Below are 14764 nucleotides of genomic sequence, written 5' to 3' on the forward strand. Positions count from 1 at the left end.
TACTTTCCGACGATGGCACAGACAAATGCAAGAATGCGGATAAGGCTCAGAAGTTTTTTCAAGCTTTGATATTGCAGGCGCAGACATGACGCCATGCGAGCACGCATCGCTCTTTCGGCGAGAAGTGTATTGCTCCAAGCGGGGAGAGGTTTTTTCTTGCAATCATACTGAAGTGACGAGGCGCCTCGGCACGTGCCGGCGCAAAGTTGCTCGCGAAAACTGAGACTAGGAGGAGCGTTGCGAAGGTGGACATTAGGCAATAGTTTCGGAGATCAGCGCCTATTTTGTCGACAGGACGGAATACGAATGCTCCTCGGTCGAGTCTAATTGTCAATCAGCTTACCACAATGGTCCAAACTAAACCTGACGGGTATGACGGGTTCGTCGTAATCATACGTAGGTGCGTGCGCCTATCCTCAATCGTCTATAGACGATCGAGGAACCACCCTCACGACCGCTCAGCCAGCCGGCAATGTAGAGGAATGACTCGATGACAGAGACTGTCGACACTTGGACCGCAGCCATGGAAACCGCACTTGCTTGCGTTCCCGCTGATCTCCGCCTTGATGTTCTACGGAAGCTGACGGATGACGAGACCGAGCGACGCAGGCACCCGTTCCTTATCGGCTGGAAAAAGCGCTGGCATGCCGTGGACGAAGCAACGAGCGTGATCGTGCAGGTTCTGGTGCGCGACATCGCCAACTGCCACAGCAAGGCGGATGCCGCCGCCGTGTTGTTTCGGAACCATCATGGGCGAGGCACCGGGAGCTGCTGGTTGCCGGATTATCTCGATGGGCTTCCTGGCATCATAGTGGACCGCAAGCGCTGCATCGAGGTTTCCGAGCGCAAACACAGGAGCAAAGCTCAATGAAGGCCGAGCACGCTGTCGTCTAGAGCATTTTCCGATCACGTTGCATTGTATCCGGCGGCGGCTTCATCGCCCAGCAACGCATCGCTGTCCTGGTCGGCGGTACCGGTACCGGAAAGACCAATCTGGCCATCGCAATCGTCAGAAGCTGCATCCGCTCCGGCGCGCGCGGTTGCGTCTACAACGTGGTCGACCTCGTCAACCGTCTCGAAAGCAAGACCCGCAACGGACATCAGTGCAGGCTCGCCGAACATCTAACTCGAATGGACTTCATCGTTCTCGACGAATTGGGTTACCTACCGTTCGCTCAATCCGGCCGACCAGCTTCTGTTCCACCTCATCAGCCGGCTTGACGAGCGCACATCCGTCATCCTCACCACCAACCTTTTTTCCTTCGGAGAGTGGCCCAGCGTGTTCGGCGGCGCCAAGATGACCACTGCGCTGCTCGATCGGCTTACCCACCGCTGCGACCTCGTAGAGGCCGGTAACGACAATTGGCGTTTTAAAAGCTGCTAGCTTACCGGCCGGCTGATCCATCTTGGTCACGACGATGTCGCGGATGAGGGGATCAACCACTCAGGTCACCGCCGATCGCATGCCCTTACCCAGGCGCTCGGCGGCTCCTCGGTTTCCTATTGCCGTTGAGCCGCATATCATGCTCGACGCGCCGCTGAAGGCAATACCTACCGACGACTCTTTTCACGTCACGAACCGAATATGGGCTGAAGTATGGGACGGCAAGCTGCCTGACTCGTAACGTGCTGATTTATAACGATTTCTGACGCTGGGTGGCGGAGAGAGTGGGATTCGAACCCACGGTACGGTTTCCCGCACACACGCTTTCCAAGCGTGCGCCTTAAGCCACTCGGCCATCTCTCCGGGCACCTTCTCATGAAGGGGTGTTCCGGTTTTTGCAAGAGAGCGGTGGCCGTGGCGTCGGGATTTTCCCTAACAGTATGACCGATGCAGTTATTCTTGGCCCTAGCAGGACGTTTTCACCATTCAGGGGCTGTCCCGGAAACGATTGTGGATTCCCGCGACCATTTTGCAAATGACGAATCTCGACCGAAACGCGGATAATCCCGGGATTGCAAGCCCCGGGTTGGGATTACCGGCTTTGCCGAGCGAAAAATCGCTTCTATGTGCGTTTCGAGCGGAAAAGGATAGTTCACTGAAAACGTTTTACCGAAAAGTCAGGTCAATCACCTTAGTAATCTCTTCCGACTCCAGCTGAAGCGCCCTAGTGAACGCCGGCGCCGCTACGCGAACCCACCACATGCAGCGGCCATGATTTCGGTGTTACCGCAGCAGCGGGACGGTCGCTTGCGATCTTTTTGTTAGCCACGCGCGCCTCCTCCAGTGCTTCGGAAAAGTCCGTAAACCATTGCTGGACGGTCCCGGCACGCAGCTTCCGCATCATAGCCTCCCAACGCGTTCTGCGTTCTGTCAGCGGCATCGCGAATGCGGCGGCAATGGCGCGGGCCATCCCGTCGATTTCGTGAGGGTTGACGAGGAGCGCTGTCTGCAACTCGTTCGCCGCGCCCGCAAATTTGGACAATACCAGCACCCCCGGATCGGCGGGATTCTGCGCGGCCACATATTCCTTTGCGACGAGATTCATCCCGTCATGCAGCGGCGTCACCACGCCTACGCGCGCCGTGCGATAGAGGCCGGCCAGCACGGTCTGACTGTATCCCCGGTTGAGGTAGCGGATCGGCATCCAGTCGGTTTCACCGTGGCGGCCATTGACGTCGGTGACCAGTTTCGCAAGCTCGCTCTGCAGATTGCCGTAGGCCTCGATCATACCGCGGGAGGGCGTCGCAATTTGCAGCAGCGAGACAGTGCGCTTCAGCGCGGGGTTCGAGACCAGCAAGCGATCGAATGCATTGATCCGATTCACAAGGCCCTTCGAATAGTCGAGGCGGTCGACGCCGATCGCCAGTTGTTCTCCGTTCAGGCTGCGGCGCAATCGCGAGACGTCGGGATGCGAGGATGCCTTGGCGGCCTGCAACGCGAATTTCTCAACATCGATTCCGATCGGGAATACGGCGCATCGCGACTTGCCGTAACGCGACGTCACGACGCCGTCTTGTATCTTGAGGCCGAGTTCCGATTGAAGATAGCTGAGAAAATTTTCGCAGTCGTCGTCGGTCTGGAATCCGATCAAATCATAGGCCAGCATCGCTTCGATCAATTCGCGATGATGCGGCACCGCCCCCATGACGGCGCGAGCCGGCCAGGGTGTATGCAGGAAGAAACCGACCGGATTGCTGACACCCAGATCGCGCAGTTCGGCACCGAGCGAGAGGAAATGATAATCCTGAATCCAGAACGCAGTGTCTGGCTTGCGAAAGCGCATCAGAGCCCTCGCCATGAAGGCATTGACCTCGCGATACGATTGATAGTCCTCGTGCGACACGCGAATGAGATCGGACCGGGAATGAAGCGCAGGCCACAACGCCGAATTCGCGAAGCCTTCGTAGTATCCGCCGTAGTGCGCGGCCGGCAGATCCAGCAATGCAAGTGCTCCGGATCCGAGGGCTTCAACTTCAGCAAAGGGTTCCTTGTGCAACCCGTCCCGTACCCGTCCGCTGGAACCTACCCAAATTGCTCCTGATTTTTCAACAACTGGTAACAGCGCCGCCGCTAGGCCGCCTGTCAGGGGCTCATTAGCCCGCGCACGCGCCACGCGATTCGAAACGACAACGAGGTTCACAAGGATCCCCTCCTGGTTTTGCACCCGCAGATAAACGCGCGTTCATCAATATGGTTCCTGCCTCTTTCCTACCAAATTGACGCCAAATTCAGGCAGTCTAGAATGAAACTCAAAGTTCCCGGTCATTTGAGAATGAAACGGTTGTCTCATCACTTTTTACGAGAAGTGTCTTTCATCGGATCAGCTACGCCAGTATCGATCCTCCCAATTGCGCGATAATTTCATGCCGGTGAGGATCAATCCCGCCATGGAGTAGGTTTGCGGGAAGTTCCCAAATAATGCGCCGGTTTTCGGATCGATATCCTCCGATAACAGCCCGAAGCGATTGCGATGCGCCAGGGCATCCACAAAGGCCTCACGCGCTTCCTCGCGCCGCCCGAGCGACCACCACGCATCAATCAGCCAGAACCGGCAGATCAGGAACGCAGTCACGGGAAGACCAAAGTCATCTTCCGCCGCGTAACGCATCACATGCTTTTCGCGCAGCAACTCGCGCTCCATGGCGGCGACAGTCTTGATGAATCGCGGATCGTCAACCTCGCAAACCCCGAGTTCGGGTAGCAACAGCACGCTCGCATCGAGATCGTCGGACCCGAATGCCGCGGTGAAGGCCTCGCGCTTCGGGTTCCACGCGCGATCGAGCAGTTCGGCATGCAACGGATCAGCGATTGCATTCCAGTGCGCCGCGCGTTCTGGCAGGCCGAGCCGTTCCGCGATAGCCGCGAGCCGGTTGACGCCGGCCCAGCACATCGCTGCGGAGTGGGTATGGACACGCTGACGACCGCGATATTCCCAGATGCCGGCATCACTTGTCATCGCAACGCGGGCCGCCTTGTTGCCTAGCGATTCAAGCAGCGTGAACAGGCTTTCGTCACCGGGACGCGGTAACCGGCGGTCGAAGAACAGCGGCAGCGCCGCCAGGATGGCGCTGCCATAGGTGTCGTGCTGCTTCTGGTCGACAGCGGCATTGCCGACACGCACCGGCCCGTCGCCGCGATAGCCTTGAAGATCGGCGGCAGTCCACTCATCTAGCGGCAGATTCGGAACCACGCTGTAGACCGGCTTGAGATCCTCCTCGGCATTCGATGCGAGCGACAGCGTAAAACCGATGAAGTCCTCCATCGTCCGTGTCGCACCGACGCGATTGAGCGCCTTCACAACGAAATAGGCGTCGCGTAGCCAGCAATAACGATAATCCCAGGTGCGGCCCGAGCCGGGCGCCTCGGGAATCGAGGTGGTGTGCGCGGCGATGATGCCGCCGGTTTCCTCGAAGTTGGACAGCTTTAGCGTGATGGCAGCGCGGATGATGGCTTCCTGCCATTCATAGGAGATGTAAAGACGACGCACCCAGCTCAGCCAGTAGGTTTTGGTTTCGTCCGCAAAACGCTGGGCGGTTGACGCCAGATCGCCGGGAAATGCTTCGTCGTTGCCGAAGACGAGATACATCGGCCGCGTCAGAACGAACGGCGTTTCGTTTTCGATCAGAGCCAGCGGCGCGTCGGTGGTCACGCGGATCGCGGTGCCGTCTTCTTCGAAATAGCGGATGTGGTTGCTGCCCATCGAGTGCCGAACCAGCGGCTTGCCGTAGGCGTGCGTCGGCCGGATGCGGATCGTGATCCGGGGCAGACCCGCGATAGGCTCGATGATGCGAAACAACTGCGGCGGCCGGAACATGCGGCCATATTGCCGGAAACGCGGTGCGAAGTCGGTGATACGTACGGCATTGCCGTGCGTATCGGTCAGGACGGTGGAGACGATCGCGGTGTTGCGAACATAGTCCGACTGGAAATCGGCCATGCCATCCAGCACGACATCGCTGAAACCCTTTTCTTCGTTCCCCGCGAGCAGGCGCGAAAATACCGGGTTCGAGTCAAAGCGCGGGAAACACCACCATACCAGCCGCGCGGTCGGATCGACGAGTGCCGCCGTCCGGCAGTTGCCGATGACAGCGAGATCGAGCCCATGATCGGTCATTCAGCGACCGCTCGTTCGTCGTCGAGCAGACGGGCCAGCCAAGCCCTGACGTTGCTGGGCGCTTGAAAATGGCCGTTCACGCCTTGAGCCCGCCGTCCGACGGAGAACGACAAGCCGTTCAGATCTGGCATGATGGCAAAGACCGTTTCATCGGTTACGTCATCGCCGATGAAGACCGGCCGCCGTCCCTTGAACGGCTTATGCGACATCAGTTCGGTCACGCCGGTCGCCTTGGTAAATCCCGAATGCTTGATCTCGCAGACGAACTTGCCTGGCAGCACCTCTATGGGCGCGTTCGGCAGGTCGGCGCGTATTGCCGATACCCGATCATAGATCGCGCGCTCGACATCCGGCGCTTTTCTGAAATGGAGCGCCAGCGAGTAACCCTTGTTCTCTACCAGGATGCCGGGATGCAGTTCGGCGATCGCTGCAAAACGTTGGATTAAATCCGGATTCATCGGCGGCGCATGCGCGGCCACGGCTTCGCTTTCGATCGAAATCCGCATCTCCGCACCGTGGCCACCGACAGCGGGAAACAGCATCGGTGCGAAGATCCGGTCGATATCGCTGAGCGATCGACCACTGACCAGCGCCAGCGCGCCAGCCGTCCGCGACAACAGCCGCGACAGCGCCGAAGCGAGCTTGGGAGGCACGTAAACCTCGTGGGGCGTCGGCGCGAGATCGAGCAGTGTGCCATCGATATCGAGCAACAGCGCAGATGTACCGAGCGGCAGCGCGCGAGGCTCGGGGTCGTCGGTCACGGAAGCGGTTTTGTTCGGCACGTTTTCCATTACATCCTGATTCATCGTGACTCCACAACGGCAAGCGGCGACGCTACCGACTCGAGCGACTGACGCTCGGCAGCGATTCCATATCGCCAGCCGATCAGCGCGGCTGCGATCATTAGCGCCGACCCGAAACAGTATCCGGCGAATACGCTGTCACGCGAGCCGCTGTCGATCAAGGCACCAAATAGCGTCGGGCCGGCGACGCCGCCGATCGCGGTCCCCACAGAATAGAACACCGCGATTGCCAGCGCCCGCACTTCAAGGGGAAAGGTCTCGCTCACGGTCAGGTAGGCCGAGCTGGCGGCCGGCGAAGCAAAGAAAAAGATGACCATCCACGCGATCGTCTGGGTCTGTGCGGTCAGAACGCCGGTGGCGAAGAGATAGCCCGTTATGGCGAGCAGAACGCCGGAGATTCCGTAGGTGAACGCGATCATCGCGCGGCGTCCGACGGTATCGAACAGCCGGCCGAGCAGCAACGGCCCGAGAAAATTACCCGCCGCGAACGGCAGAAGGTACCAGCCGATCCGCTCCGCCGGAATGTTGTAGAAGGTCGACAGCACCAGCGCGTAAGTAAAGAAGATCGCATTGTAGAAGAACGCTTGCGCGGTCATCAGCGCAAGGCCCACCAGCGCGCGTTGCCGATACGTTTTGAATAGCGTCCGCGCCACCTCGCGCAGCGGTGTGTGGCTGCGCATCCGAAGCCTGATCGTCGGCCAGACCCCTCCGGGGGGAGCGTCGGAATGGCGAACCGCTATCCGTTCGATGCCGGCGACGATGCCCACCGCTTCGTCCGGCCGTCCGTGAATCATTAGCCAGCGGGGGCTTTCCGGGATCCACAGCCGCATCACAAACACCACAAGTCCCAAGACTGCGCCGGTGAGAAACGCGAGCCGCCACCCTAGTTCCGGATCGATGACTTGTGGGTCGAGCAGCACGATCGCGCCTACCGCGCCAAGAGCGGCGCCAATCCAGAAACTGCCATTGATGGTCAGGTCGGTCCAGCCACGGTACCGCGCTGGCACCAGTTCCTGGATCGTCGAGTTGATCGCGGTATATTCGCCGCCGATGCCTGCCCCTGTGAGAAACCGGAACAGCGCGAAGCTGGCGACATTCCAAGACAGCGATGTCGCCGCCGTCGCGGCTAGATAGAGCGTCAAGGTGACGAAAAAAAGTTTCTTGCGCCCGATGCGATCCGTCAGCCAGCCGAAGCCCAGCGCCCCGAGAACCGCTCCAACAAGATAGGCGCTGCCGGCGATGCCGATATCGAGGTTGCTGAAGCGAAGGATGGGGCTGTCCTTGAGCGCGCCGGACAGCGCGCCGGCGAGCGTTACCTCCAGCCCGTCCAGTATCCAGGTGATTCCAAGGGCGGTCACGACCCGCGTATGAAATGGGCTCCAGCGCAGGCTGTCGAGACGCGCGGGAATGTCTGTCGCGACGATCCGGTCCTTCGGTTCCTGCAATGATAACCTTTCAGTCGTCAGAACGCGTTGCCCGGCCGGCTCTCCCGGCCGTTCGCAAGCAACGATGAAGGTTGAGCGCAATGCTCAGGGCCGCTCAGTGATATTCCAAGTGATATTCCATGGTTCCGTCGGCAATCCGCCGCCGCTGGCAGGCCCTGTTCCCGCCTGTTGGCTGACCAGAAACGCGCCACTCCGCTTCCTAGTTCCCCGATTTCGAAGGGCTGGCTCGTCCGCGTCCATATTGATGCGCGTCCAGGCTTTGAATCATTTTGAACGAACTTCCGCCGAGTGGCGTCAAATCAGGACAGTTCGGGCGGTGACAACCGGCTATCTTTGTGATGCCAGTCACGTAGTGGTACCGCAGGTCGCCCATAGAATGCTGCGCGACAACCTATCGTGTGGCGGACCAATGAACAGAAAGGGAGATGATCATGTGGGTTCAGACGATTTCCGGAAAAAGGCTGAGGGCGGCCATTCTGGCGTCCGGCCTGGTTGTGATCGCCGCACCACAGGGCGCCTCGGCCGGCGACCTTTCCGCGCAGCAGATTATCGACGGACTTAAGACTTCGAAGACGCGTAGCCTGAGCGCGCCAACACGGCCAGCGCTGAGCCCCAGCGATCTGGATTTCGTCAGGAACGTGCGCGGCAAGACCCGCTCGCTGTCCATGGGTGATCGCGATCATCTGGCTGAGATTGCCGCCCAGCGCCCGAAGATCGATCTGGATATCAACTTCGATTTCGATTCTGCGGCCGTGACGCCGCGGACTGAGCCGCAGTTGCACAGCCTTGGGAAGGCGCTGACGAGCGACGAGCTGGCAGGCTCCGTCATCATGCTCGGTGGCCACACTGACGGCAAGGGCTCCGATGCCTACAATCATGACCTCTCTGAACGCCGCGCTGAAGCCGTGAAGCGATTCCTTATTGAGACATATAAGATTCCGGCGGAAAATCTGGTCGCGGCCGGATATGGAAAAGAGGGATACAAGAATTCTGCAGACCCGTTCTCTCCGGAAAACCGTCGCGTCGAGGTCGTCAACATGGCGGCGAAAGAGCAGGCCGCGAATAAATAATGCTGATATTGCCGCGCCGCGCTTATGCCGCACACTATGTCGCTCGCATGACTACGCAGCCCGATGTAGTCGTCGACGCGCTAGCCTTGCATTTTGTCGGCCGTTGACAGCCGCCGCGTCGTTGGTTTGAAAATGCGGATCGCGTAAGATAAGGTCGCCACGGCGCGGGCTGGAACGGCGTCTGACTTTGGACTGTCGTCGCATGAACATTCGGGTTGCGGTGCTGGCCGTGTTGACGCTGACGATGGTGCTTGCGATGGCGCCGTCGGTCGCATCGGCCGCGACCGACGGAAGCACGCGGATTGCGCTTGTCATCGGCAATGCCGTCTATCCGGACAGCGAAGCGCCGCTCAAGGAGCCGGTCAACGATGCCCGCGATGTTGCCGCCGAACTCAAGCACGACGGCTTCGATGTAGAAACCGGTGAAAATCTGACCGGCGAAGCCATGCGCCTCGCGCTGAAGCGTCTATACACTCGCATCAAGCCCGGCAGCGTCGCGCTGATCTTCTTCAGCGGATACGGCATCCAGTCCGGACGCCAAAGCTATCTCATCCCGGTCGACGCACAACTCTGGACCGAAGCGGATGTGCGCCGCGACGGCTTCAGCCTCGAGACCATTCTGGGTGAGATCAACAATCGCGGTGCAGGGGTCAAGATCGCGTTGCTTGACGCCTCCCGCCGCAATCCGTTCGAGCGCCGCTTCCGCAGCTTTTCGGCCGGTTTGGCTCCGGTGATCGCGCCGAGCGGAACGCTGGTGATGTATTCTGCGGCGCTGAGTTCGGTGTCCAGCGATGCCGGCACCGATCACAGCTTGTTCGTCAGCGAATTGCTGAAGGAGATCCGCGTCCCCGGCCTGACAGCTGAGGAAACGCTGAACCGCACCCGTGTCGGGGTGACGCGAGCCTCGCGCGCTGAGCAGGTGCCGTGGATTTCGTCGTCTTTGGCCGAGGATTTCCATTTTATTCCCGGCCGGGATGGCCAGCCTGATGTCGCCGCAACGCCATCGCTGCCGCCCAGCCCGCAGACCGAGGCTTTATCTCCATCCGTTTCGCCGTCCCCGCCCGCACCGACGCCTGTTGCGTCGGCGCCTCCGACGCCCAAAGCCTCATCAGGCCAAGCCAAACCTCCGGCGGAACCTCCGCCGCAAAGCCGGGATGACGGAAAGACCGCGCTGGCATTGGCCGACGATCCAACGATCAAATCGCTGACGACCAGGATCGCCGCCAAGGCAGACGATGCCAACGCACTGTATCGGCGTGGACAGGTCTATGCCAGCAAGGGCGCCTATGCACTCGCCATCAAGGATTTCGATGCGACGATCCGACTCAATCCGAAGGACGTTGAGGCCTACAACAATCGCTGCTGGACCCGGACTGTGATCGGCGAGTTGCCATCCGCGCGGCGAGACTGCGACGAGGCTCTCCGGTTGAGGCCGGATTTTGTGGATGCGCTGGACAGCCGCGGCCTGCTCAACCTGAAGAGCGGCGCGAACAAGGATGCGATCGCGGACTTCGATGCGGCGCTCAAGATCAACCCCAGGCTGACCTCCTCGCTTTACGGCCGGGGCCTTGCCAGGCAGCGCAGCGGCGCCGTCGCGGAGGGTAACCTGGACATCGCCAACGCCAAGGCAATGGATCCGGACATCGTGAAGGAGTTTACCGGATACGGCGTGCGCTGAGGTCGTGTACCTGCACGGCGATGATTTCGACCCGTTTGTTTTGCGATTACGGATGCGCCGTATAGGTTGTCGCCGTATCGATACACGCGGCGCGTTCAATGTGAGAATTGCAGGGTGAGGCAACTTTCGGATTCAGGATTTCGACCGCGATGCGCGCATAAGCTCGCCTCCGGCCTGTTTTTTGGCGCAATGGTGACGACTATCGGCGTCGTGAGCCCTTCGTACGCCGCCGATGACACCGGAACATCTGGAGGCGCCCTGGTGACGGTCGCTCGCGCGACCAATGCCTGCTTTTCCGACATGGTTCGTGTGACTGGCTTCGTTGTTGCGCGTCAGGAAGCGGTGGTCAGCCCCGACTCTGAAGGATCGCAGGTCACCGACGTGCTTGTCCGTGAGGGCGACACTGTCGCGCTGAATCAGGAACTGGCCCGGCTGACGCCACCGCCCGGCGGGAAATCGGGATCGGCCGTGCGCGCGCCTGCTGCGGGCCTCGTCACCCAAGTTCGTACCGCCGTCGGAGCGCCGGCCTCGCTACGAGCCGGGCCGATGTTCCGGATTGCAATCAATAATGAGGTTGAGCTGGATGCCGAGGTGCCGTCGATCCATGTGCTCAAGCTTAACCCGGGCGCGAGCGCGCGCGTCAGCCGCGAGGATGGGCCCGATCTGGTCGGCCACATCCGGCTGGTTTCGCCCGAGATCGATCGTAAAACCCAAATGGGTCATGTCCGGCTGTCTCTGAGCGAAGACCCGACGTTGCGGATCGGAATGTTCGCCCGCGCCAGCATCGACGCCAAGCGCAGTTGCGGCGTGGCCATTCCCCGATCCGCGATCGATCACCTGACGGTTCAGGTGGTAAACGGAGATGTCGTGGAGACGCGGCGCGTTCGCGTCGGATTGACGTCCGACGCCGCCGTCGAGATCCTGGAAGGATTGAAAGTCGGAGAAATCGTCGTGGCCGATGCCGGCACGTCGCTGCATGACGGCGATCGGGTTAAGGCCATATTCTCCGATGATCTCGATCGATCGCGAGCACGTTGATGGCCTCCAATATTTCCGCCTGGTCGATCCGGCATCCGCTCCCGTCCGTCCTCTTCTCGATAATATTGCTGATACTGGGCTGGGTCAGCTTCACCAAGCTCGCGATCACGCGGTTGCCGAGCGCGGATATCCCTGTGATCTCTGTGACGGTCTCGCAGTTTGGCGCTGCGCCCGCCGAACTCGAGTCACAAGTCACCAAGACTATCGAGGATGGCGTCTCGGGCGTCGAGGGCGTCCGTCATATTTCGTCCTCGATCACAGATGGCTTGTCGCTGACCACGATTCAGTTTGCGCTCGAGACCAATACGGACCGGGCGCTGAACGACGTCAAGGACGCCGTGACGCGGGTCCGCGCCAATCTCCCGCAGAACGTCAACGAGCCGCTGATCCAGCGTGTCGACGTCATCGGGTTGCCGATCGTCACCTATGCCGCGATCTCGCCCGGAAAAACGCCCGAACAACTGTCATACTTTGTCGATGACGTGGTCAAGCGGGCATTACAAGGCGTCCGTGGCGTCGCCCAGGTCGAGCGCATCGGTGGTGTCGAGCGTGAAATTCTGGTGTCGCTCGATCCGGATCGCCTGCACGCGGTGGGACTGACGGCGGTCGATGTCAGCCAGAGGCTGCGTGGCATCAACGTCGATGTCGCCGGGGGGCGAGCGGAGATTGGACAGAACGATCAGGCGATCCGGACCCTGGCCGGCGCCAAGACCCTCAACGAGCTGGCAGGCACGATGATTTCTCTGCCGGGTGGCAGCGAAATCCGTCTCGACGACCTCGGCACGGTGACTGACACCATCGCAGACCGTCGGACCTTTGCCCGCTTCAACGGCCAGCCGGTGGTCGCGCTCGGCATCAAACGCTCCAAGGGAGCGAGTGACGTTGTGGTGGCTAAGGCCGTGCAGAATCGGATCGACGCGCTGAAAGGGCAATATCCCGACGTCGATCTGAAGCTGATCGACTCCTCCGTCGAGTTCACCAAAGGCAACTATGAGGCGGCAATCTCGACTCTGTTCGAAGGCGCGACGCTCGCCGTCATCATCGTTTTTCTGTTCCTTCGCGACATCCGCGCCACCATTATCGCCGCGATCTCGCTGCCGTTGTCGATCTTTCCAGCCTTCTGGGCGATGGACATTCTCGGCTTCTCGCTGAATCTGGTCAGCTTCCTCGCCATCACACTTTCAACCGGTATTCTCGTCGACGACGCTATCGTTGAAATCGAGAACATCGTGCGCCACATGCGAATGGGCAAATCGCCCTACCGCGCCGCGCTCGAAGCTGCCGATGAAATCGGCCTCGCGGTGATCGCGATCAGCCTCACTATCATCGCGATTTTCGCGCCGGCGAGTTTCATGTCGGGCATCGCGGGGCAGTTCTTCAAGCAGTTCGGCATCACGGTGTCGGTGCAGGTGTTCTTCTCGTTGTTGGCCGCGCGTTTGGTGACGCCCGTACTCGCCGCTTACTTCATGAAGGACCATCCGCATGATCCACCGCCGCCGGGCCGCGTGCTGCGCGCCTATATCAGCCTCGTTACTTGGTCGGTGCGGCACTACATCATCACCGTCTTGATCGGCTTCGCGGTCTTTGCCGCCTCGATCTGGAGCATCAAGCTGTTGCCGCAGGGTTTCTTGCCGGCGCAGGACACCGCGCGCTCGCTGCTGGCGATGGAGCTGCCGCCGGGGTCGCAACTCGCTCATACCGAAAAGGTGACGGAAGAGATCGCGTCGCGGCTGCGCAAGCGGCCGGAGGTGATGAGCGTATTCGTGGACGGCGGGCGCGTGCCGCCAGGACTGCAGGAGGTGCGTCGTGCATCCCTGATCATCAACTATACCCCGAAGCAAGACCGCAACATCACCCAGCGGGAACTTGAACTCTCGATCGGGCAGGAACTCGAAAGTGTTCCCGACATCCGTTACTGGTTCCTTGACGAGAACGGCTTGCGCGCGGTTTCGCTTGTGGTGACCGGAGCCGACATCGGTATCGTCAGCAATGTTGCGAACGAGTTGGCGACGCAGATGAAGCGCATTCCGCTGATTGCCAATGTCACGCCGGAGACGTCGCTCGACCGTCCCGAACTCAGAATCCAGCCGCGAGCCGATCTCGCCGCGCGTCTCGGAGTATCGACCGAGCAACTCTCGCAAACCATTCGCGTGGCGACGATCGGCGACGTTGGCCCGGCGTTGGCGAAGTTTGATGCCGGTGACCGCCAGGTTCCAATCCGCGTGCAACTCGATGAGGACGCGCGCTCCGATTTGAAGATGCTGGAGCAGATGCGCGTGCCGATCGGTGGCGGCCGCGGTCATGTCCCGCTTTCCGTCGTTGCCGATATCAGGCTGGATCAAGGCCCCACCAACATCAACCGCTACGACCGCGAGCGGCAGGCCACCGTTGCGGCCGACCTCGTCGGCACGGCCGCGCTCGGCGACGCGACCAAGAAGATCAACGATCTGCCGGTGATGAAGACCTTGCCCAAGGGCGTGAAGGTCAGTCCTTCGGGCGACGCTGAGAGCCTGAATGAGCTATCTGAAGGATTCGCAACGGCGATCACGGCCGGACTGATGATGGTTTATGCGGTTCTGGTGCTGCTGTTCGGCACGTTCCTGCAACCGATCACCATCCTGTTCTCGCTGCCGTTATCGATCGGCGGCGCGATCATGGCCTTGCTGCTCACCGGTAAGCAGCTCACGACACCCGTCTGGATCGGCATCCTGATGCTGATGGGCATCGTCACAAAGAACGCGATCATGCTGGTGGAGTTCGCGGTCGGATCAATCCGCGGAGGCCACGCGCGGGAAGAGGCGATCATCGATGCCGGCATGAAGCGCGCTCGCCCGATCGTCATGACGACCGTCGCGATGGTCGCGGGCATGATGCCGAGCGCGCTGGCGTTCGGTGCCGGCGGTGAATTCCGCTCGCCGATGGCGCTCGCGGTGATCGGCGGCCTTCTGTTTTCGACGATGCTCTCGCTCGTGTTCGTGCCTGCGATGTTCCTGCTGATGGATGATGTCGGAAAGTTCATCTGGCGCCACAGCAAACGGCTATTCACCTCGGGCGCGGATCTCGCCGAGCCGGTAGCCGCAGAACAAAAGCCGCCGAACGCCGTCTCGCTTCCGGGCGCCGAATAAGCGCTATAGCCGTTCCGCTTCTAACGGAATCAGAAGCGGGGTTCTCA

Annotated in this window: 9 protein-coding genes, 1 tRNA gene and 1 pseudogene; 6 read left to right on the plus strand and 5 right to left on the minus strand. The window is 60.5% G+C overall.

All coding sequences use genetic code 11. The annotated features are described in order from the left end of the window. Window positions 1–490 precede the first annotated feature (490 nt). Entirely contained in the window at window positions 491–871 is a 381-nt protein-coding gene (locus AC1RT6_RS14840; protein ID WP_079448187.1) for a hypothetical protein, read from the plus strand. 47 nt (window positions 872–918) lie between these two features. Continuing rightward, window positions 919–1384 (plus strand): annotated as a pseudogene (locus AC1RT6_RS14845) (ATP-binding protein); the annotation flags it as partial. Window positions 1385–1657: 273 nt separating this feature from the next. Here the strand turns inward: AC1RT6_RS14845 and AC1RT6_RS14850 are convergent. From AC1RT6_RS14850 to AC1RT6_RS14870, 5 genes are all read right to left on the minus strand, one after another. Next, window positions 1658–1747, minus strand: a tRNA-Ser gene (locus AC1RT6_RS14850). Window positions 1748–2108: 361 nt separating this feature from the next. After that, window positions 2109–3584: a trehalose-6-phosphate synthase gene (locus AC1RT6_RS14855; RefSeq protein ID WP_493029517.1), complete on the minus strand. Its 1476-nt coding sequence runs from the start codon at window positions 3582–3584 to the stop codon at window positions 2109–2111. Window positions 3585–3764: 180 nt separating this feature from the next. Then, a complete protein-coding gene (locus tag AC1RT6_RS14860) occupies window positions 3765–5558 on the minus strand; it encodes a glycoside hydrolase family 15 protein (RefSeq protein WP_309775747.1) in 1794 nt (597 codons plus the stop codon). Next, window positions 5555–6364 (minus strand): trehalose-phosphatase, encoded by an 810-nt coding sequence (gene otsB / locus AC1RT6_RS14865; RefSeq protein WP_079448185.1) that lies wholly within the window; start codon window positions 6362–6364, stop codon window positions 5555–5557. Before otsB ends, AC1RT6_RS14860 begins: the two co-directional genes overlap by 4 nt. Next, on the minus strand, window positions 6361–7806 hold the full coding sequence (locus AC1RT6_RS14870) for an MFS transporter (RefSeq protein ID WP_244553573.1): 1446 nt from the start codon (window positions 7804–7806) through the stop codon (window positions 6361–6363). Before AC1RT6_RS14870 ends, otsB begins: the two co-directional genes overlap by 4 nt. A 425-nt stretch (window positions 7807–8231) precedes the next feature. Here AC1RT6_RS14870 and AC1RT6_RS14875 point away from each other — a divergent pair, with 425 nt between their 5' ends. The 4 genes from AC1RT6_RS14875 to AC1RT6_RS14890 all read left to right on the plus strand — a co-directional run bounded on the left by AC1RT6_RS14875 (window position 8232) and on the right by AC1RT6_RS14890 (window position 14717). Beyond that, window positions 8232–8876, plus strand: a complete 645-nt coding sequence (locus AC1RT6_RS14875; protein WP_079448184.1) for an OmpA family protein — start codon at window positions 8232–8234, stop codon at window positions 8874–8876. Between the two features lie 202 nt (window positions 8877–9078). Beyond that, window positions 9079–10554, plus strand: coding sequence for a caspase family protein (locus AC1RT6_RS14880; RefSeq protein WP_173816051.1), 1476 nt, complete (start codon window positions 9079–9081; stop codon window positions 10552–10554). A gap of 189 nt (window positions 10555–10743) precedes the next feature. After that, entirely contained in the window at window positions 10744–11592 is an 849-nt protein-coding gene (locus AC1RT6_RS14885; protein ID WP_079448183.1) for an efflux RND transporter periplasmic adaptor subunit, read from the plus strand. Next, window positions 11592–14717 (plus strand): efflux RND transporter permease subunit, encoded by a 3126-nt coding sequence (locus AC1RT6_RS14890; protein ID WP_079448182.1) that lies wholly within the window; start codon window positions 11592–11594, stop codon window positions 14715–14717. The genes AC1RT6_RS14885 and AC1RT6_RS14890 overlap by 1 nt, the downstream gene beginning before the upstream one ends. Window positions 14718–14764: the final 47 nt, after the last annotated feature.

The sequence above is a fragment of the Nitrobacter sp. MLSD-S21 genome, from assembly GCF_058809865.1.